Here is a 19,214-nt window from a genome sequence, read left to right as displayed (position 1 = left end):
GACCAGAAGTCAGGAACCTATGTCACCGCTTGCGAAGCTCAACTCGACGCGATCACCGCTGTTGTATTCGATGATCGCCGCGTTGCTTCTCACGCTGGTGGCCGGTGGAATTCTGGCTGTGGTCAACCACAAGACCATCACTCTCGATGTCGACGGTGAGCAGATTCGCCTGAGCACCATGGCGAGCAACGTCGACGGCATTCTCGAAGATGCGGGCTATTCGATCGGTGACAAGGACGCTGTTGCACCGGCATCGGACGCGTCCGTGTCCGACGGTGACACCGTCGTGCTGCGTCGTGCGCGCGAGATCACCTTGACGGTCGACGGTCAGCAGAAGTCCGTGTGGACAACAGCTCTCACAGTCGAAGATGCCTTGAAGCAACTCGATGTTGCTGCAGATGTTCATGTTTCGGCTTCACGTTCGCAGCGTCTTCCGTTGGACGGCGCAGCGCTCGATGTCCTCACGCCTGTTGTCGCAAAGCTGACTGACGGAGCACATGCGACGACGGATGTCCGGCTCGCAGCTCCCACTGTCGGTGAGTTCTTGACCGCCAACGGAACTCCGCTCGCAGCTGCGGACACCGTTGTTCCCGCAGCAGATGCGCCGCTCACCGAAGGCCTCGAGATCACGGTGACGCGCAATATCACCGAAAGCCGAGTGGAGACCTTGCCGCTCGATCCGCCGGATCAGCGCATCGAGGATCCGACCATGAATCAGAGCCGAACGATCGTCGAGAACCCGGGAGTGCCCGGCGTTCGTGACGTCACATTTGCGGTCAATCTGGTCAACGGTGTCGAAACCGGTCGCACGCCTGTTGCCGAGACGATCACCACACCCGCGCAACCCAAGGTTGTCCGCGTCGGTACCAAGCCGGGCACCGAGGTGCCGCCGGTCGAGAACGGCAGCACGTGGGATGCGCTCGCTCAGTGTGAGGCCACCGGCAACTGGGCTATCAACACCGGCAACGGTTTCTACGGCGGCGTGCAGTTCGACCAGAACACCTGGGAACGACAGGGCGGGCTCAAGTACGCTGCCCGCGCCGACCTCGCGACCCGCGAGGAGCAGATCGCCATTGCCACGCAAACCCAGCGTACCCAGGGCTGGGGCGCATGGCCGTCGTGCTCGGGTCGTCTCGGACTGGGTTAAGTTCTTACCTGTGTCAGACGCCGAATCGAACCAACCCATCGCCACCCCTCGCGGGCAGGCAGCGCTGCTCGGCCCGGCCGAGGTGCGCGCTCTTGCCGAGGAATTCGGTGTGCGCCCCACAAAGCAGTTGGGGCAGAACTTCGTTCACGACGCCAACACCGTGCGACGTATCGTCACTACCGCCGGCGTCACACGAGACGACGTGGTTCTCGAGGTCGGACCAGGTCTCGGCTCACTGACCATGGCCTTGATGGACGTCGTGGACCGTGTCATCGCGGTGGAGATCGATCCGAATCTGGCGGCTCGTCTGCCCAAGACGGTGTCCGAGCGCGCTCCTGAACTGGCAGATCGTCTGACGGTTGTGGAGGCCGACGCCATGCGCGTGTTGCCGTCGCAGATCCCGGGGGAGCCGACGGCTCTGGTCGCGAACCTTCCGTACAACGTGGCGGTGCCGGTGCTGCTGCACCTGTTCGCGTCGCTGCCGAGCCTGCGTACCGCGCTGGTGATGGTGCAAGCCGAGGTCGCTGATCGCCTGGCTGCTGATCCGGGAAGCAAGATCTACGGCGTCCCGAGCGTCAAGGCCAATTTCTTCGGTGAGGTCCGCCGTGCCGGCGCCGTGGGTCGCAATGTGTTCTGGCCGGCGCCCAAGGTGGAGTCCGGTCTGGTACGGATCGACCGTTACGCCGAGCCGCCGTGGCCGATGGACGAGCAGCACCGCAAGCGTGTTTTTGCCGCGATCGACGCAGCTTTTGCTCAGCGTCGCAAGACCTTGCGAGCAGCACTCAGTGGTTGGGCGGGTTCGCCGGCTGAAGCGGAGCGCAGGCTCCTTGCTGCCGGAATCGAGCCGCAGACGCGTGGCGAGATGCTCGACGCAGCGGCGTTTGTGCGTTTGGCAGGAGTCGAATAACCCTGTGCGCCTTTCTGATAGCCATCGCTACCAAAAAGGCGCACAGGGGCCGAAGGCCCCTTACTTGAACCGGCGCAGCCTCAGGCTGTTGCTCACCACGAACACGCTGCTGAATGCCATCGCGGCACCGGCCAGCATCGGGTTCAGCAGTCCCGCCGCCGCGAGGGGGATAGCTGCCGTGTTGTAGGCAAAGGCCCAGAACAGGTTGCCCTTGATTGTTTTCAGTGTCTTGCGAGACAACCTGATTGCATCCGCTGCCGAGCGAAGGTCACCGCGAACCAGTGTGATGTCGCTGGCTTCGATTGCGACATCGGTGCCGGTACCCATCGCCAGACCGAGATCGGCCTGAGCCAAAGCCGCCGCGTCGTTGACGCCGTCGCCGACCATGGCCACGACGCGTCCCTCCGCCTGCAGTTTCTTGACGGCGTCGACCTTGTCGGCTGGCATGACCTCGGCAAATACGGTGCTGATGCCCACCTGGTCTGCGACGGTCCGGGCGACGGTCTTGTTGTCGCCTGTCAGTAGGATCGGTTCGAGGCCGAGTGCCTTCAACTGCGCTATCGCCTCGGCGCTGGTGTCCTTGACGGCGTCGGCTATCACGAGGACGCCGCGTGCCGCTCCGTCCCAGCCGACTGCGATGGCGGTGCGGCCCGCCTTTTCTGCTTCGGTCTTTGCAGCCCGCAGGTTCTCGGGCAACGTCATAGCCCAGTCTTCGAGCAACGCCTCACGGCCGGCTACTACAGCGTGGCCGTCGACCATTCCCTGAACGCCTCGTCCGGCGACGTTCACGAAGTCGGAGACCGCGGGAAGTTCGCCCACGGTTTCCTTGGCACCCTTGGCAATTGCCGCAGCAATCGGGTGCTCGGAGCGATGTTCGAGAGCGCCCGCCAAACGCAAGACGTCATCGATACTCGTTCCGTCGGCTGCGATGGTGTCGAGCAGAGTCATCTGGCCGGTGGTGACGGTGCCGGTCTTGTCGAGGACGATGGTGTCCACTGCGCGAGTCGATTCCAGCACTTCGGGGCCCTTGATCAGGATTCCCATCTGGGCGCCTCGACCGGTGCCGACCAACAGTGCGGTGGGTGTTGCCAATCCGAGCGCACAGGGGCAGGCGATGATCAGGACGGCGACGGCCGCGGTGAACGCCATCTCGATTCCGTTGCCGCTACCGAGCCAGTAACCCAGTGTGGCAACGGCAATCGCGATGACAATCGGAACAAAGATGCCCGCAATGCGATCGGCGAGACGCTGAACGTCAGCCTTACCGTTCTGTGCGTCTTCGACAAGTGCTGCCATTTGGGCGAGTTGCGTGTCGCTGCCGACTCGGGTGGCCCGGACGGACAGGGTGCCGCCTACGTTAACGGTGGCTCCGACAACGCTGTCGCCGACGCCTACCTCCTCGGGCACCGATTCGCCGGTCAGCATGCTCAGGTCTACGGCGGAGCGGCCTTCGGTGATGACTCCGTCGGTGGCGATCTTCTCACCTGGGCGGACGATGAAGACGTCGCCGGTGACAAGATCTTCGGCCGGGATTCTGACCTCGGCACCGTCTCGCAGGACTGCAACGTCTTTTGCGCCGAGTTCCATGAGTGCACGCAGCGCCGCACCCGAGGTGCGCTTGGACTTGTGCTCGAAGTAGCGTCCGGCCAACACGAAGGTGATCACACCTGCGGCGACCTCGAGATAAATGTTGGCGGTGCCGTCCATTCGGTCGACGGTGAGCGAAAACGCGTGTTTCATCCCGGCTTCGCCGGCTGTGCCGAAGAACAGCGCGTACAGCGACCACAGGAACGCGGCAATGGTGCCGATGGAGATGAGGGTGTCCATCGTGGCTGCGCCGTGCCGGAGGTTGATCCAGGCGGCGCGATGGAAAGGCAGAGCCGCCCAGACGATGACAGGGGCCGCCAGTGTGAGGGAGAGCCATTGCCAGTTCGTGAACTGAAGTGCGGGGATCATCGCCATCGCGATGACGGGAACCGAGAGTAGGGTCGAGACGATCAGCCGGGCGCGCAGTTCGCGGAGGTCACGATCCTGTGGGGTCTCCACGTCTGCGTCGGCGGTGCTGGCAGGCGGCGTGGGGAGCGCTGCCGAGTAGCCCGCATTTTCTACGGTGGCGAGCAGTTCATCTACCCCGACGGTGTCGGGGTACGAGACCTTGGCCTTCTCCGTGGCGTAGTTGACCGTGGCACTGACGCCGTCGATCTTGTTGAGTTTCTTCTCGATTCGAGCGGCGCACGACGCGCAGGTCATTCCCGTGATGGCGAGTTCGACGCTACCGACGGTGGTGGGTGTACTCATCGGTGACCTTCCTCATGGGGTGCGGGCGTGTTCGATGTGCTGGACGCCGGCGCGTGGCTCGGGCTCTCGACGGGGTTTCCGACTGCCGCCCCCACTCCGAAGGCGGCGCCGAATACGACGACAAGGCCTCCGGCGTAGGCGGCAAGTGTTGCCGATGTGCGCATGGCCGTCAGCTGTCTACGACGGCGTAGCCGGCTTCGTCGACTGCCGCGGCGATGTCGGTTGCGGATACGGGTGCGTCACTCGTGACGCTGACGCGGCCGCTGGCCAGATCGACGTCGACGGCGGTCACTCCGGCGATGTTGCCGATCTCTTCCTTGACGGATCCGACGCAGTGTCCGCAGGTCATTCCGGAAACGGTGTATTCGGCGGTGGTCATGGGAGATCCCTTCGGTTGACTGGCTCTATTGTACGGATACCCCGTGTAGGTATCGCTTCGAGATTCAAGGTACCCCCAGGGGGTATGACTGTCAATGGGCTGGGCTGTGATCTGACACTCGAGCGAGACAAAGTCGAGGATCTATGATCTACTTGTGTTGGTCGTAAGTGTTTGTGTTTGTGTTTCCACGCTCGCAAATGGTTAAGTTGCGAGCGTTTGGACATCCTCCACGGATTTGTCTCAGAACGGTCGTAGTAAGTGACCCGGGCGGTCGCAGTGACAGCCTGTAGACACTGTGTTAGAGGAGATTTACATGGCAGAGGGCATCGTGAAGTGGTTCAACTCCGAGAAGGGGTTCGGCTTCATTGCTCCCGAAGACGGCAGCGCTGACGTCTTCGTTCACTACTCCGAGATCCAGAGCGGCGGCTTCCGCACGCTCGAGGAGAACCAGCGTGTTGCGTTCGAGATCGGTCAGGGCAACAAGGGCCCGCAGGCCACCGGCGTTACCGTCGTCTAAGACGTCCATGTGAGCCGGGCAACCGGCGCATGACGTACTCGACAAAACCTCAACTCTTTTTGGGTTGGGGTTTTGTTGTATCCGAATGAAAAGTGTTGTCAGGCATTACGATAGCGGGCGGTGATCACAGCCTGCTCCTCGGCGATTATTCGACATTCCGCGCGTAGTTCGGGTGGATTCAGCACTGTGAAGTCCACCTCGAAGGCCCGCAGCCATTGTGCGACGGAGCGCAGTGAATTTCCGGAAAGTGCTATGACGCAGCGATTTTCGCCGTCGGATTCCACTGATCCCCACTGATCGCTGACCATCGGCGCGATCTGTTCGATGGGCGCATGGAGCAGAACTGTTGCGCGCGTGGACGAAAAGGCGCGGGCGACTCCTCGGGACACGAATTCCGCTGCCCCGCCCTGAGGTAGCTCTCGAGGCGAAAAACGTGGTCCGGTAGGAATCTTGGGTTCCATTCGGTCGACGCGAAATGACCGCCAGTCTTCCCGTGAGAGATCCCACGCCACCAGGTACCACCGCACGCCCGACCGCACGAGGCGGTACGGCTCCACTTCGCGGCGGCTCTGCGTGCCGTCATGGGTGGCGTAGTCGAACCGAAGTCGCTCGTGGTTGTGGCACACCGATGCGATGGCGGACAGGACGGACGCGTCCACTGCGCTCGTGGCCGGTTCACGCGGCACCACATCGATCTGCAGCGATTCCAAGCGATAGCGCAGCCGGGGCGGCATGATCTGGCGGAGCTTGGCAAGAGCACGCATCGAGGCCTCGCCGATGCCGACCACCGAGCCGGTGGCGCCGGACTGCAATGACAACGCCACCGCAAGTACTTCTTCGTCGTCGAGTTGAAGGGGAGGCATCTCGGCCCCGGCGCCGAGACGGTATCCACCACCGACACCCACCGTCGCGTCCACCGGATATCCGAGGTCGCGTAGGCGGTCGACGTCGCGGCGAACGGTGCGCGGTGTGATTGCAAGCTTGTCTGCGAGTTCGGCGCCGGACCAGTCTCGACGGGTCTGGAGTAGTGACAGCAACCGCAGTAGACGAGCTGATGTCTCCTTCATGAAATTCAGTGTCGCAGAGATTGAGGACTGTAACGGTCCTCAATTGATTCTAGGTTTATCCGCATCCGGGAAATCGAGAAGAAATGTGGGGCTCAATCATGAATCACAGCAGTCCGATGATCGAGACGAAGTCGCTCACCAAGCACTTCTCGCAGGGTAAGAACCTTGTCGAAGCGGTCAAAGGCGTGACGCTCGATGTTGCGGAGGGGGAGTTGGTAGCCCTGTTGGGGCCGAACGGCGCCGGCAAGTCGACGACGTTGCGCATGCTGACTACTTTGCTCGAACCGACCTCAGGCAGTGCGCGCATCGCTGGCTTTGATGTGTCCGATGCGCGAAGCGAGGTGCGTTCGCGTCTCGGATACGTCGGACAGGGCAATGGCGCCGGCCACAACCAGCGGGTTCGCGACGAATTGGTGACGCAGGGACTGTGTTACGGAATGTCCAAGCCGGATTCACAGGGTCGGGCTGACGAACTTCTCACCGATCTGGAACTCGCGGATCTCGGAACTCGCAAGGTCAGCACGCTGTCAGGAGGTCAGCGCCGACGGCTCGATATTGCACTCGGCCTGGTACATCGGCCACCGCTACTGTTTCTCGACGAGCCCACGACGGGCATGGACCCGCAGAGTCGGGCCAATTTGTGGGATCACATACTCCGGTTGCGGCGCGAGATGGGCACGACAATCGTGTTGACGACGCACTATCTCGAAGAAGCGGATTCGATGGCGGAGCGAGTCATCGTCATCGACGAGGGGACCGTGATCGCCGACAACACGGCCGCCGCGCTGAAGGCGGACCTTGCGGGCGATCATCTGTCGCTGACGTTCGAGACCGAAGAGGCTGCCGCAGTTGCGGCGTCGGTGGCGCAGCAACTTGTCACGGTGCGGGAGACTGCCGTCGACGGACTCATGGTGAGTATCCGTGCGAGCGAGGGTGATTCGACGCTCCCGGTGCTTCTGCGCGAAGCGGATGCGCGGGGTGCCCGCGCTCTGGCCGCCGACATCACCCGCCCGACGCTCGACGACGTCTTCCTCACCCTGACCGGACGCAGCCTGCGTGAGAGCGCTGCCGCAGTCGCTTCCTAGAGCACTCGAGAAAGTAGGACTTTGCCATGACACTCACACTCGATACCCCACGCGCTGTGCGCGGCAACATCGTTCGCGACAGCGCGATAGTGATGGGGCGTGAACTGCGCCCGATGTTGCGTGACCCGGTCAGTGTTGTCTTCAGTCTCATTCAGCCACTGATTCTGCTCGCATTGTTCGGTCCGCTGCTCAAAGGCGTCCCGGGCACCGGTGACGGCGTGTGGAATTGGTTCATCCCCGGTGTGCTGGTGATGATCGCGATCTTCGGCACGACGATGACAGGCTCGAACCTCCTGATCGAAATGCAGCAGGGATCGCACGAGAGAATGTTGGTGACGCCGCTACGACGCTCGTCGTTGTTGATCGGTCGGGCATGCAAGGAGATGGTTCCACTTGCGGCGCAGGCGATTCTGATCATTCTCGTGGCGTTACCACTCGGATTGGACGTGAATGCTGCCGGCGCGGCAGTCGGGATTGTTCTGCTCGGAGTATTCGGCGTCGGGCTCGGGGCCCTGTCCTATGCTTTGGCTCTGGCTGTGCGGGAGCAGGATTGGATGTTCTGGGTGGTGCAGCAAACGCTGATGTTCCCGCTCCTGATTCTCTCGGGGACCATGCTTCCGCTCGACGATGCGCCGGGTTGGATGAAGGTACTCGTGAATATCAACCCGCTGGGATATGTCGTGGATGCGGAGCGTGCACTATTTGCCGGGGACTTCGCGGCGGGCAGCGTTCTGGCCGGGGTTGTCGCCGCCGTGAGTGTGGCAGTTGTCGGGCTTGGAGTAGGTGTCCGAGCCGTCAAATGAGGCGTCAGCCGGTTGTAGGTTTTCGCCCAGGTGTTCGCAGCGCCTATTGTTGTACCTTGTGCTCTCCGTCGTTCCACGCCCTGTAGTAGTCCGGGCCCCGTCCAAGGTGAATCTGCATCTGGCTGTCGGGGACCTGCGCGACGACGGCTATCACGATCTGACCACCGTATTCCAGGCATTGTCGCTGGCAGACACGGTGACGGTGTCGGCCGCCGATGGTTTGTCCGTCAGTGTTGTGGGCGATGACGCCGCCGCCGTGCCCACGGACCGGACCAACCTTGTCTGGAAGGCTGCAGAGCTGCTGTCGGCCGAAGCCGGAGTGGAGACGGACGTCGAGATTCTCATCGACAAGGGAATCCCCGTCGCCGGCGGTATGGCCGGTGGCAGCGCGGACGCAGCGGCGACGTTGGTTGCGCTCAATGCGTACTGGAAATTGGATCTCTCGCGGCGTGAACTGGACGGCTTTGCCGCGAAGCTGGGTAGCGATGTCCCGTTCTCACTGCATGGCGGCACCGCGCTGGGAACCGGGCGCGGCGAGCAGCTTGTTCCCGTGCTGACTCGAAACACTTTTCACTGGGTGCTGGCGCTGGCCAAGGGCGGGCTGAGCACACCGGTCGTGTTCCGCGAACTCGACAAGCTGCGGGCCGAGGGCACCCCAAACCGACTCGGTGACGCGGACGATCTGATCCACGCCCTCACCACCGGCGATCCGCGACAACTGGCACCACTACTCGGAAACGATCTGCAGGCGGCGGCGTTGTCGCTCAATCCGGCGCTGCGCCGGACACTGCGCGCAGGCGTCGACGCCGGCGCTCTGGCCGGCATCGTCTCCGGATCAGGACCGACCTGCGCTTTCCTCTGCAGCGACGCACAGTCTGCCGTGGATGTCAGCGCTGAACTTGCGGGAGCGGGGGTGTGCCGCACCGTTCGCGTGGCGAGCGGACCCGTTCCCGGAGCACGAATACTCGACAAAGCGGCAAAGGGACAGCACTGATGGCTAACTTGATCAATCTGGAAAACGTGTCGAAGTCGTTCGGCGTCAAGCCGTTGCTCGACGGGGTGTCGATGGGCGTCGAGGAGGGCGAGCGTATCGGCGTCGTCGGCCTCAACGGTGGCGGCAAGACAACCATGCTCGAAGTCCTCGCGGGCGTCGAGGAACCTGATTCAGGTCGGGTCAGCCGCGTCGGTGGACTGCGGATGGCGGTCGTGACGCAGCGCGGTGTGCTGCCTCCCGGATCCACTGTCGGCGATATCGTTCTGGGTCCGCTGGGTGTCGCTCAGCATGAATGGGCAGGCAATGCCCGGATCCGCTCCGTTCTCTCCGGAATCGGAATCGACAACCTCGGCGCCGGCGGCGAGCGTTCCGCATTGGACGCGCAGGTCGACGGACTCTCCGGTGGTGAGCGTCGACGCGTCGCACTGGCCGCAGCCCTCGTTCAGGATCTGGACCTGCTCGTACTCGACGAGCCCACCAACCACCTCGACGTCGAGGGCGTGCAGTGGCTGGCCGAGCACCTCGTATCGCGTCGTAGCGCCCTGGTGGTCGTGACCCACGATCGTTGGTTCCTCGACACTGTCGCCACGCGAACCTGGGAAGTTGTCGGCGGCGGCGTCGAAAGCTACGAGGGTGGCTACAACGACTGGGTATTCGCCCGCGCCGAGCGCTCCCGTCAGGCCGACGCTTCCGAGGAGCGTCGACGCAACCTCGCGCGCAAGGAATTGGCGTGGCTGCGCCGCGGTGCGCCGGCCCGAACGTCCAAGCCGAAGTACCGCATCGAGGCCGCCGAAGCGTTGATCGCCGATGTCCCGGCACCTCGCGACGCCGTCGCATTGGCGTCGTTCGCGCAGCGTCGACTCGGCAAGGTTGTCATCGAACTCGAAGACGCTCGGCTCGAGACTCCGGACGGCCGCGTTCTGGTCGAAGATCTGACGTGGCGTCTTGCTCCCGGAGAGCGCGTCGGCCTCGTCGGAGTCAACGGATCCGGCAAGACGACGTTGCTGCGCACGCTCGCCGGTGAGCTGGAACCTGCTGCGGGACGGCGTATTCAGGGCCAGACCGTGCATATCGGGTGGCTCAAGCAGGAACTCGACGATCTGCCCACCGATATGCGGGTGCTCGACGCGGTCAAGGATGTGGCTGAGCGAATCACCTTGGGTGACAAGGAAGTTTCTGCCGGTCAGTTGGCGGAACGTCTGGGCTTCACGCCGGCACGTCAGCGGACACCGGTGGGGGATCTCTCCGGTGGTGAGCGTCGACGCTTGCAGTTGACGCGAGTTCTCATGGCAGAGCCCAACGTGCTGCTCCTCGACGAGCCCACTAACGACCTCGACATCGATACGCTCCAGCAACTCGAGGATCTGCTCGACGGCTGGGCCGGGACGATGGTCGTCATCTCGCACGACCGTTACCTGATCGAACGTATCTGTGACACCACCTGGGCGCTCTTCGGTGACGGCAAGCTCACCAACCTACCCCTCGGTATCGAGGACTACCTGCGTCGACGGGCAGCGATGGGCGACGGCGACAACCCGTCTGTGGCATCAACGGCCAGCGGCGCGACCAAGAGTAAGCAGGCTCGTGACGGGGCAGCGGATCGCGCTGCACGTAAGGAACTTTCGAAGCTCGAGCGTTCCATCGCCAAGCTGGACGATCGGGAGAAGAAGCTGCATGCGTCGCTGGCCGATGCGGCCACTGACCCCGACAAGTTGCAGAGCCTCGGCGCTGAACTCAAGACTGTTCTCGCGGACAAGGAAGCTGCTGAAGAGCAGTGGATGGAGTTGTTCGAGGAACTCGACGGCTAGAGGCATCTGCCATATCGGCGGTGAGTTACCCGCGAACCCGGTGTCGAGAGTTTTCTTGCGATGCCGGGTTTTTGCGTGCATAGGCACTGATCCGGAACGCTGATCTTTGAACCCGCGCATGCGTGTGGGCTTCGCATCGGCTAGCTGGTGATGCGAAGCTCTCACACGGTATTCAGTTCCGGCAGAGCCGGTTTCAGTCTCGGTGCATTGGGCCTTGGCGGGTGGTGGAGCGTCGGCGTCGTTGTTTCGGGTCGATCGCAGCTGGTGGGATGAACCAAGGTTTGTGATCGTCGCCCATCTTGATTTCCCAGATGCCGCGGAACCCGCTGGTGCTGTGGATCAATCGGTGGTGGCTACGGCAGAGGAGGGTGAGGTTGTCCATCACCGTCGGACCGCCCACTGACCAGGGTTTTATGTGGTGGGCGTCGCACCAAGCGGGTACGGCATCGCAGTTGGGGAAGGCGCAGCCTTTGTCCCGGGCGATCAGCGCCGTGCGTTGTTCGGGCGTGACGAGGCGTTTGTGCGGCGTCGCATCGAGCGGTGCGCCGTTGCCGTCCATCAGGACGGTGGAGAGCATGCAGTCGCACGCAAGCATCCGCGTCAGGCTCACACGGAGTGGTCCCATCCAGGGCATGTATCCGACATCAAGATCCTCGACATCAGGCTCGTCGTCATCGAATGCACTGCTGTAGAACTCGCCATCGCTGACGTCGGTATCGTTACCTGAGGCTGTCTCGCTGCGCATGGTGGCGCATTCCCGATGCTCGGCAAGATCTTTCGCGGTGATGTGCACATTCACGTGCGGACGCTGCCCACCGTCAACACCGGTGACGGCGTTGTCGAGGTACCGGCGGATCAGTTCCGTGAAGGCGTCGGCGGTTCGTTTGGCAGCTGATCGCTGATCCGGGGTTCCGTCCGCGGCCGGTTTCGGTATCGACAACCCCGAGAGCGCCGACAACAACATTTCACCAGTGAGCGCGTCGAAATCGCCCTTGATCGCGACCCGACCGTTCAACGTCGGAGCGATCCGCAAGACGTTGAGGTCATCGTCCTCGCCGGGCGGGGTGTCGTCGGACTCGAAGATCCGCTCGAGGACCGCAATCGCGTAGCGGAGTTTGATGGTGGTCGCTTCCACCCCGGATGCGGCAGCCAACAGAGTCTTCATGCAGGACGGCAACGCCCTGTCGGGCATGCCTTTTGGTGGTGATTCGCAGAACGCGGCAACTATTGCCGCATGATCGAGCGAGAGGTCACCGGCCTCGAATTGAGCATTAATGTCCGGAAACCCTCGCAGCGCGGCACCGAGAGCGGCGATTTTGTTACCGGCCGCGTTCTGCAGCATCGTGTTCGCTGCCAACCATCGCCCCACACCGCGGTAGCAGAGCACCTGCTCGTCCGGATTGAGCGCCAATTCATCAACGGCGGCAACCCGAATCGCTTCCAGCCGAAGAATTTCCGCCGATGCACAGACTGCAACGTCCCGAACCTCGGCTGGGCGTAACCGCCACAACATCGCGCGCACACCTACTGCCGAACCGGCTACAACATCCCCCACTGCAGTTGAATCACTTACCGTCGTCATCAAGGCCTCCCCACCCGTGACTCCAATTATACTCGAACACCTTTTCGATTCAAGGTATATTTCGGACACATTTTCGACCAAAGTTGGGAGAATGATCGCGATCAACGCGTTGAAAAGTGGCTCTAGTCAAGCGGATCCGTCGGTTCTATGCGATGTTGGCTGGAGATGTAGTTGTCGACTAGGGTGGCGCGAAGGCAACCCGACTGCGGCTAGAACTTCAGGGTGAGTCGACCGTTCTCGTCGCTGATGTGAACGTGACGATCCACCGCTGGGGGATTGGTGCCGCTGAGTTGAGTCAACTCGGCGGCGTTCTCGGGGCCGGTGTGGCCGGCGAGACGTCGGCCGTCCGGCGTCGTAGCGATGACGAACCCGGTTTCCGGTTCGCCCATTCTGTTGTATTCGACTGTGGCGGTGATGATCTTGGCACTTCCGACATAGCCGGTGACCAGGTCGGGTGCATGGGGTGTGAGGGTGCGGGCCTGGGGATCTCCGACATATCCGCGTTCATGTGCGGACGCGGAGAGCAGTACGGCATGTTGGTAAGTGAGAAATCCGCCGTTGCCGTGAACCAAGGCGAGTTGGTCGCCTGATCGGAGTCGGCGTGTCACCTCGGTCAAGGAATGGAGGGTGTAACTGTTGAGCGGTCCGCCGAAGAACGAGTGACCACCGGTGACGCTGGGGACGGTGTCACCCGGCAGTCCGAGTTCGTGAATCAACAGCTTCGGCACGATCGGAAAGCAACTGTAGGCGTCCACGATATCGAGGGCTTCGGCGCTAACTCCGGCGTTGCCGAGTGTGCGGTCCACGGTATCCTGCAGGGCTTCGGATCTGTGAAAGTTATTTCTGTGCAATATGTCCAGCGGATCAACGGCCCCGGCTCCGCCCCACAGATAGGCGAGCCTGTCTTGGTCGATGCCGAATTCGAGGGCCCTCGCCAGGGAGCAGATCACCACGGCAGCAGCCTGATTCACGAAGGGCATGGCGTTGAGCATCAAAGGATAGGGTTCGGACACCATCCGGTTGCCCGGCCCGACGGTGCTGATCTCTTCTGCGGTACGTACTTCCGATGTCCACGACGCCGAGTTCTTCGCGGCGATAGTTGAGAACTCGGCATACATCTGCGCTGACCAGTCCAGGGATGCTTGGGCGTCGTGGCCGATCGATGCGCTGAAACTGTTCTCGAACAGTGGGTAGACGCGGGTGGGCACGATGAATCCCGCGCGCTGCATCTCGGCGCCGCCCAGATCGGCGGGATCGAAGCCGGGAGGTCCGCCGGGTTCGGTGGCCCACCCGAGAGAATCGGGAGCGACGCCCGATTTTCGCAGTGCGGTTGTGGTGGCGTGTGATTCACCGCCCACGAGCAGCGCGACGGAGGATGTGCCGTCTGCAATGGCAGCGCCGATTCGATCGAGAAGTGCTGCAGGCCAGTGCCCACCGATCGGTGAGGTGGCGGTGATCGCGGGGGTGGCGCCAAGCCTGGTGGCCAGAAGTTCGGGGAGATTGTCGTATGCCCAACTGACGGTCTTGATCGCGTAGATCGTGTCGATGTGGCTACCGAGCGAGGGCTCTCCACTGTCCGTGAGGGCGGCAATTGTCGCTTTGTAGATCAAGTCGAGCGGTTCGAGGTGCCCGTCATCCGGATTCCATCGCAGATCCCCTACGCCGACGATGACGGGAATCCGTGATGCGTCAACCATCGTGTTCCTCTTTCAGCCAGTTCTCGTGTGTGCCCGACGTCGGGAGTTCCGCCACGATAGCGCTGCGATAAGTACGTGTAACCAGGGGGTCACATTCAGAAACTTTCGGATTACTATTTAGGTATGCCTAACGAAAGTCCTATACTCGTTTGCATGACAGCTGTTGCGGAGAGAATGTTGGTGCCCGTGGGGCCTCGGGTCATCGACGATCCGTATTCGATGACCACCGTGACATTGAAGTTGTCGCATCAGCGTCAGTGGGCGGCGCACCGACACCCGGAACATGAGCTGATCTGGGGTAACTCTGGCGGAATGCTCACCGTTGTTGCCGATGGCATCACGTGGGAGGTGCCGCCGTCGGCGGGCCTGTGGTTGCCGGCCGGAGTGCTGCACTCGGTCAAGGCAGGTCCGGGTACCGAGTTTTTCTGCACCTACTTCCGCCCTGAGGCGCACGCTGCGCCCGCCACAGTGCCCGGGCTCTTCGGGGTGAGTGCCTTGTTGCGGGAGGTTCTGCTGCACATGCATCGTCGCAACATGCCGGACGAGGCTCGCAGTCGTGCCGAGCGAGTGGCGTTCGACATGCTGCAACCGCTCGAGGTTGCCGCTGTCGAGGTTCCGATGCCGACGGATCCGCGAGCGTTGTTCGTCGCCCAAGCACTGGTCGCCAATCCAGCGGATCAGCGGTCACTGTCCGAATGGGCACTGACTGCCGGCGGGAGCGTCCGAACGTTGACCCGCGTCTTCACGCAGGGAACGGGAATGACCTTTGCCCAGTGGAGAATTCAGGTGCGCGTACGAGCGGCTCTGACCTATCTCGCAGCCGGGGTTCCGGTTTCCGTGGTCAGTCGACGCGTGGGATACGAAACCCCGAGCGCGTTTGTCGCGGTCTTCCGCAGGGTCACCGGCCGGACCCCGGGCGCCATGATGAAGCACCCGAATCGTGGCTCTCATGCACCGCAGGAGCTTCTGCGCGCCTGATCTGCGGTCGCCGCTGATCTGAATCAGCCGCGCCCTTCGACGTACGATGCCAGGTTAGCCAACGAGGAGGCGATCCCTGTCTCGTGTACCGCTTGATCGATGCCGGGTGGCACATCCGTGGCTGTGACGGTCACCTCGGTCCCGCTAACAGCGGCAGCGAGGTGCCAGGTCATCGTCATGGTTCCGGCATACGACGGGTCGTCGGACTCGAACACCGCCCGCTGCACCACACGCTCCGGCGGCACCAGTTCGGCGAATCCGACATCGACGACATCCGTCGCGGCTGACGTCTTGCCAGGGCTGTCGGTGGAGTCCAGATAGGTGAGAACCATTCGAAACCCGCCACCTGGCCGCGGATCCCACAGCTCGATCCGCCCGCGCATACCGTCCGGTGGCAACCAAGCCTCGAGAGACTGTCGGTCGAGGAGGGCGTCGTAGACGACCGTCGGTGGTGCCTCGATCACCAGGCTGGCGCGGTCGATCCTGTCCATAGTCCGATTCTAGAGCCACAGGCTCTCAACGCCGCGGTGTCGACCACGCCTCCCACAGTTGCGCGTACCGGCCGCCGAGGTTGACCAACTCGTCGTGGGAACCCTGTTCCACGACGCGTCCGCCATCCATGACAAGAACGTTGTCGGCGTCGACAGCCTGTGAGAGCCGGTGGGCCACAGTGATCGAGGTGCGCCCACGGGTCAGCGCGAGAGCGGCGTCGTCGAGTATGCGGGCGCCGGCGCTGCCGGCTTCTGCCGTTGCCTCGTCCAGAATCAGCAGGGGTGGATTCAGGAGTTCGATCCGTGCGAGTGCAAGCTGTTGCGCCTGGGTCGCAGTGAGGCGATGCCCGCCGTCACCGACTACTGTCTCGATGCCTTCGGGCAGTGCTCCGACCCAGTCCGAGGCGCCGACGGTATCGAGGGCGGAGGCGATGTCGGCGTCGGTTGCTGCCGGGGCGGCCAGACGCAGATCCTCGGCCAACGTGCCTGCAAAGACGTGCACTTCCTGGGTAACCAACGCAACGGCGCTCCGAGCGGTGCTCCGCGAGAGTTGATCTCGGGGAACGGTGCCGATTCGCACGGAGCCCTCGGTGGGCCCGTAGGTGCCGGCGAGAAGTTTTGCCACCGTGGACTTTCCGGCGCCGGTGGCTCCCACGAGCGCGGTGACGGTACCGGCCGGAATGGTGATGTCGATATCGCGCAACACGGGGGCGTCGCCCGGGCGGTAGGAGAAGGTCACGTCCTCGAGCGACGCGGAGCTGTCGACGGGTTCACGGGGATCGGCCGGAAGCGGAGGTACCGGTGCCAGGGTGACGCCGACAAGGCGAGCCAGAGCGATTGTGCCCTCTTGTAGTTCGTCGAAGACACTGAGAACGGCTCCGACGGGGTCGAACAACCGATGGAAGAACAGGGCCGCTGCGGTGGCGGCTCCGATGGTGGCATGCCCGTTCTTCACGAGCCAGAATCCCGTGATCAGAACTGCTGAGAGCCCGATGAACTCGGCGATGTTGAGACGACCGAAAAACCTGGTCCGTAGTCGTGTTGTCTTCAGGCTGAGCTGTACCGCGGTCAGTGAACGGGATTCGATCTGCTCCAGATGTGGCTTCGCCAACCGTAGGGATCCGACGGTGTCGGAATTACTCAGTGAGTCGAGGAGCTGTTGTGCGCGGGCGCCTTCCGCCTCACGTTCTTGTCGGTAGACGGGGGCTGACTGTGTGAGGTACCAGCGCAGGGCGCGTACCTGGATCGGTGCGGCAATCACTGCAGCAACCGCAAATCGCCAATCGAGTGCGCCCAACCCGACAAGAGTCAACGCAATGGTGAGCGCAGCGGTGGCAAACACCGGCAACGCCTGTGACACGGCTTGCGTTACCAGGCGGACGTCACCGGTGATGCGGGAGACGAGGTCGCCCCGCCCGGCGCGCTCGACATCGCTCTGGGGGAGGTCGAGCACTCGGACGACTACTTCTTCGCGAAGGTCCGCTACGACGCGTTCCCCGACCCCGGCCAGAAGATATTCGCTGGCACCGACCAGCAGCGAGGACAGAACGGCAACGGCAACCAAGGCCCCGGTCAATGTTCCGATGCTGGAGACGATGTCGGCTCCACCAGACGTGACGGTGTCTACCATCTCGCCCAGAATCAGCGGGGTGAGAAGGCCGATTGCCGTGGCTGCGGTCAAGGTGACCACCGCACCGCTCGCGGCGAGGCGGTGCGGACGCAGCAACCGAAGTGCCTCGGTACGAGCCTGTTTGGGAGTTGCGGTGGGGAGTAGGTCGTTCACAGTTCGATCACCCGATCGCAGATATCGAGCAGCGCGGGGCTGCTGGTGAGAAGAATTGTCGCGTGAGCACTGCGAACCTCGGATATCCCGCGGGCAATGCGCGCTTCAGTGACGGAGTCGACGGCAGTGGTCGGATCGTGCAGTACCAGTACCGGCACGTCGCTCGCCAACGCGCGCGCGAGCGCAACTCGTTGACGTTGGCCGCCGGACAGTGAGTTGCCCTGCTCGGTGACGGCGGTGGCAAGGCCCTTCGGGAGAGCATCGATCACTTGATCTGCGGCGGCGGCGGAGATGGCGAAGTCGGTTCGGTGGCCGACCGGAGCCAGGGCATGGATGTTCTCACCGACAGTGCCGATGAAAAGCGCGGAGTCATGCGGCGCTGCAAGGATGTGTGTGCGAAGTTCGTCGATATCCAGTTCGTGGATAGCGTTGTCACCCAGATGAATTGATCCTTCGATGGGATCTGTCCGGCGCGCCAGCACGTCCATGAAAGCATCGACCCAGGCCGTGTTGTCGCAGGTGATACCGACGATCTCGCCGCGCTTGACATCCAGATCGACCGGCGCCGAACCGGCCAGGACAACGTCACGAAGTGTCAGAGACTCCGAATGATTCAGTGCTACCGGATCGCTTGCGGGGGCGACGGCGCGGCTCGTCTCGATAAGCGCCGCAACACGATTCGCGGACGCTCGGGCACGGGCCAGTCCGGCGCCGAAATAGATGATGTCGATCAGCGGTCCGCGAAGGAACTGCGCCAACCCCACCACCGCAATGAACTCGCCGATCGAAATGCTGCCGGACGCTGCCATTCTGCCGCCGACGTATGCGATGACGGCAAGGTAAGCGCCCGCGATGGCGACGTTGGCTGCCGAGTACATCGCTTGGTAACGCTGGGCGCGCAAGGTGGCATCAAGCGATGTCCGGCTGGCACCTCGATAGCGCTGCGCCGCAGCGTCTCCGGCACCGATGCCGGAAAGAATGCGTAGACCCGCCAGCAAGTCGGCAGCGAGTGCCCCGGCGCGCGCGCCCTGCCACTGATCCGTTTCGGCTCGACGTTCGAGTGGGCGGCTCACGACCTGCATCAGTGCTAGCACCGGGGGAGTGCTGAGGATGACAAGAAGTCCGAGCGGCACTGAGATGACCAGTAACGAGATTGCTGCGGTCAGCACTCCGCAGGCAGCGCCGAGTTTGGTGCTGAGAGTGTGGGTGAATCCGGCCACGGAACCGGCGTCGGAGGTGGCGATCGAATAGACCTCACCGGGCATCCTGCGCGGATTCATGCCGTGCGGATCGAGGCCGCGTCTGGCGATGTCCATCCGAAGTCGATGAGCGCCGTACTCGGCGACCGAGTCTGCGATACGAGCGCCAATTCTCCAGCTGAGCAGCAGTCCTGTGAACAGGATGCCGAGAACCAGAATCCACTTGCCGAGCGCCGCAGCGTCGCTGGTTGCCACAGCGCGGTCGATGACCGCACCGATCACGACCGGGACCAGAGCTTCGGCCACCTGGTGCCCGGTGAAGCCCACTGACGCGGCGGCCAGCTTCGGCCCGCGCCCTTCGGCTGCGATGGCACGCGTGATCACCTGACGTGGCGTGATCGCCTGAGGCAGCAGCGGACCGTCGGTATCGTTACTCGGATGAAGCGGCGTTGATGACACTCGGTCCACGCTAGGGATCG

General features: G+C 62.9%; 17 protein-coding genes. 8 read left to right on the top strand and 9 right to left on the bottom strand.

Annotated elements, in window-relative coordinates:
- Positions 1 to 19 precede the first annotated feature (19 nt).
- A complete protein-coding gene (locus tag EEB13_RS22630) occupies positions 20 to 1,147 on the top strand; it encodes a resuscitation-promoting factor (protein ID WP_033234260.1) in 1,128 nt (375 codons plus the stop codon).
- Between the two features lie 10 nt (positions 1,148 to 1,157).
- On the top strand, positions 1,158 to 2,054 hold the full coding sequence (gene rsmA, locus EEB13_RS22625; RefSeq protein ID WP_033234261.1) for a 16S rRNA (adenine(1518)-N(6)/adenine(1519)-N(6))-dimethyltransferase RsmA: 897 nt from the start codon (positions 1,158 to 1,160) through the stop codon (positions 2,052 to 2,054).
- Positions 2,055 to 2,114: 60 nt separating this feature from the next.
- On the opposite strand, the gene EEB13_RS22620 is transcribed toward rsmA, so the two are convergent.
- From EEB13_RS22620 to EEB13_RS22615, 3 genes are read right to left on the bottom strand one after another with little or no spacing between them, the layout of a single operon-like run.
- On the bottom strand, positions 2,115 to 4,352 hold the full coding sequence (locus tag EEB13_RS22620; protein ID WP_141486339.1) for a heavy metal translocating P-type ATPase: 2,238 nt from the start codon (positions 4,350 to 4,352) through the stop codon (positions 2,115 to 2,117).
- On the bottom strand, positions 4,349 to 4,516 hold the full coding sequence (locus tag EEB13_RS31620) for a hypothetical protein (protein WP_155276682.1): 168 nt from the start codon (positions 4,514 to 4,516) through the stop codon (positions 4,349 to 4,351). The genes EEB13_RS22620 and EEB13_RS31620 overlap by 4 nt, the downstream gene beginning before the upstream one ends.
- Before the next feature lie 5 nt (positions 4,517 to 4,521).
- The gene (locus tag EEB13_RS22615; protein WP_033234263.1) at positions 4,522 to 4,731 is read right to left on the bottom strand and encodes a heavy-metal-associated domain-containing protein; all 210 of its coding nucleotides are present in this window, start codon (positions 4,729 to 4,731) and stop codon (positions 4,522 to 4,524) included.
- A 313-nt stretch (positions 4,732 to 5,044) separates the two neighbouring features.
- Between EEB13_RS22615 and EEB13_RS22610 the strand changes: the two genes are divergently transcribed.
- Positions 5,045 to 5,248, top strand: a complete 204-nt coding sequence (locus tag EEB13_RS22610) for a cold-shock protein (protein ID WP_033234264.1) — start codon at positions 5,045 to 5,047, stop codon at positions 5,246 to 5,248.
- 98 nt (positions 5,249 to 5,346) lie between these two features.
- On the opposite strand, the gene EEB13_RS22605 is transcribed toward EEB13_RS22610, so the two are convergent.
- On the bottom strand, positions 5,347 to 6,315 hold the full coding sequence (locus tag EEB13_RS22605; RefSeq protein ID WP_033234265.1) for a helix-turn-helix transcriptional regulator: 969 nt from the start codon (positions 6,313 to 6,315) through the stop codon (positions 5,347 to 5,349).
- Positions 6,316 to 6,413: 98 nt separating this feature from the next.
- On the opposite strand from EEB13_RS22605, the gene EEB13_RS22600 reads away from it, so the two are divergent.
- From EEB13_RS22600 to EEB13_RS22585, 4 genes are read left to right on the top strand one after another with little or no spacing between them, the layout of a single operon-like run.
- Positions 6,414 to 7,400 (top strand): ABC transporter ATP-binding protein, encoded by a 987-nt coding sequence (locus EEB13_RS22600; RefSeq protein ID WP_233363407.1) that lies wholly within the window; start codon positions 6,414 to 6,416, stop codon positions 7,398 to 7,400.
- A 26-nt stretch (positions 7,401 to 7,426) separates the two neighbouring features.
- A complete protein-coding gene (locus EEB13_RS22595; protein ID WP_141486338.1) occupies positions 7,427 to 8,203 on the top strand; it encodes an ABC transporter permease in 777 nt (258 codons plus the stop codon).
- 58 nt (positions 8,204 to 8,261) lie between these two features.
- On the top strand, positions 8,262 to 9,197 hold the full coding sequence (locus EEB13_RS22590) for a 4-(cytidine 5'-diphospho)-2-C-methyl-D-erythritol kinase (RefSeq protein ID WP_033234267.1): 936 nt from the start codon (positions 8,262 to 8,264) through the stop codon (positions 9,195 to 9,197).
- Entirely contained in the window at positions 9,197 to 11,005 is a 1,809-nt protein-coding gene (locus tag EEB13_RS22585; RefSeq protein WP_045069263.1) for an ABC-F family ATP-binding cassette domain-containing protein, read from the top strand. Before EEB13_RS22590 ends, EEB13_RS22585 begins: the two co-directional genes overlap by 1 nt.
- Before the next feature lie 193 nt (positions 11,006 to 11,198).
- On the opposite strand, the gene EEB13_RS22580 is transcribed toward EEB13_RS22585, so the two are convergent.
- Positions 11,199 to 12,587, bottom strand: a complete 1,389-nt coding sequence (locus tag EEB13_RS22580; RefSeq protein ID WP_045069265.1) for an HNH endonuclease signature motif containing protein — start codon at positions 12,585 to 12,587, stop codon at positions 11,199 to 11,201.
- A gap of 209 nt (positions 12,588 to 12,796) precedes the next feature.
- The gene (locus tag EEB13_RS22575) at positions 12,797 to 14,284 is read right to left on the bottom strand and encodes an acetyl-CoA acetyltransferase (protein ID WP_141486337.1); all 1,488 of its coding nucleotides are present in this window, start codon (positions 14,282 to 14,284) and stop codon (positions 12,797 to 12,799) included.
- A 153-nt stretch (positions 14,285 to 14,437) separates the two neighbouring features.
- Between EEB13_RS22575 and EEB13_RS22570 the strand changes: the two genes are divergently transcribed.
- Positions 14,438 to 15,262: an AraC family transcriptional regulator gene (locus EEB13_RS22570; RefSeq protein ID WP_033234271.1), complete on the top strand. Its 825-nt coding sequence runs from the start codon at positions 14,438 to 14,440 to the stop codon at positions 15,260 to 15,262.
- Positions 15,263 to 15,285: 23 nt separating this feature from the next.
- Here EEB13_RS22570 and EEB13_RS22565 read toward each other — a convergent pair whose 3' ends face one another.
- The 3 genes from EEB13_RS22565 to EEB13_RS22555 are packed head-to-tail and all read right to left on the bottom strand — an operon-like array spanning position 15,286 to position 19,194.
- Positions 15,286 to 15,753, bottom strand: coding sequence for an SRPBCC family protein (locus EEB13_RS22565; RefSeq protein WP_141486336.1), 468 nt, complete (start codon positions 15,751 to 15,753; stop codon positions 15,286 to 15,288).
- 25 nt (positions 15,754 to 15,778) lie between these two features.
- Positions 15,779 to 17,536 carry an ABC transporter ATP-binding protein gene (locus EEB13_RS22560; RefSeq protein ID WP_141486335.1) on the bottom strand — a complete coding sequence of 586 codons (1,758 nt, stop codon included), beginning with the start codon at positions 17,534 to 17,536 and terminating at the stop codon, positions 15,779 to 15,781.
- Positions 17,533 to 19,194, bottom strand: a complete 1,662-nt coding sequence (locus EEB13_RS22555; RefSeq protein WP_261984620.1) for an ABC transporter ATP-binding protein — start codon at positions 19,192 to 19,194, stop codon at positions 17,533 to 17,535. The genes EEB13_RS22560 and EEB13_RS22555 overlap by 4 nt, the downstream gene beginning before the upstream one ends.
- Between the last annotated feature and the right edge of the window lie 20 nt (positions 19,195 to 19,214).

This window comes from Rhodococcus sp. WS3, assembly GCF_003797085.1.
Taxonomy (GTDB): Bacteria; Actinomycetota; Actinomycetes; order Mycobacteriales; family Mycobacteriaceae; genus Rhodococcus_F; species Rhodococcus_F globerula.
The sequence above is the reverse complement of the archived record's forward strand: the minus strand, read 5'-3'. Positions and strand labels throughout refer to the sequence as shown.

Bases quoted from the DNA above. Each gene is read 5' to 3' on its own strand.
- EEB13_RS22580 (WP_045069265.1), bottom strand. From the start codon at position 12,587: ATGACGACGGTAAGTGATTCAACTGCAGTGGGGGATGTTGTAGCCGGT.
- EEB13_RS22565 (WP_141486336.1), bottom strand. From the start codon at position 15,753: ATGGACAGGATCGACCGCGCCAGCCTGGTGATCGAGGCACCACCGACG.
- EEB13_RS31620 (WP_155276682.1), bottom strand. From the start codon at position 4,516: ATGCGCACATCGGCAACACTTGCCGCCTACGCCGGAGGCCTTGTCGTC.
- EEB13_RS22605 (WP_033234265.1), bottom strand. From the start codon at position 6,315: ATGAAGGAGACATCAGCTCGTCTACTGCGGTTGCTGTCACTACTCCAG.
- EEB13_RS22615 (WP_033234263.1), bottom strand. From the start codon at position 4,731: ATGACCACCGCCGAATACACCGTTTCCGGAATGACCTGCGGACACTGC.
- EEB13_RS22630 (WP_033234260.1), top strand. From the start codon at position 20: ATGTCACCGCTTGCGAAGCTCAACTCGACGCGATCACCGCTGTTGTAT.
- EEB13_RS22570 (WP_033234271.1), top strand. From the start codon at position 14,438: ATGACAGCTGTTGCGGAGAGAATGTTGGTGCCCGTGGGGCCTCGGGTC.
- EEB13_RS22595 (WP_141486338.1), top strand. From the start codon at position 7,427: ATGACACTCACACTCGATACCCCACGCGCTGTGCGCGGCAACATCGTT.
- EEB13_RS22585 (WP_045069263.1), top strand. From the start codon at position 9,197: ATGGCTAACTTGATCAATCTGGAAAACGTGTCGAAGTCGTTCGGCGTC.
- EEB13_RS22600 (WP_233363407.1), top strand. From the start codon at position 6,414: ATGAATCACAGCAGTCCGATGATCGAGACGAAGTCGCTCACCAAGCAC.
- EEB13_RS22610 (WP_033234264.1), top strand. From the start codon at position 5,045: ATGGCAGAGGGCATCGTGAAGTGGTTCAACTCCGAGAAGGGGTTCGGC.
- EEB13_RS22620 (WP_141486339.1), bottom strand. From the start codon at position 4,352: ATGAGTACACCCACCACCGTCGGTAGCGTCGAACTCGCCATCACGGGA.
- EEB13_RS22575 (WP_141486337.1), bottom strand. From the start codon at position 14,284: ATGGTTGACGCATCACGGATTCCCGTCATCGTCGGCGTAGGGGATCTG.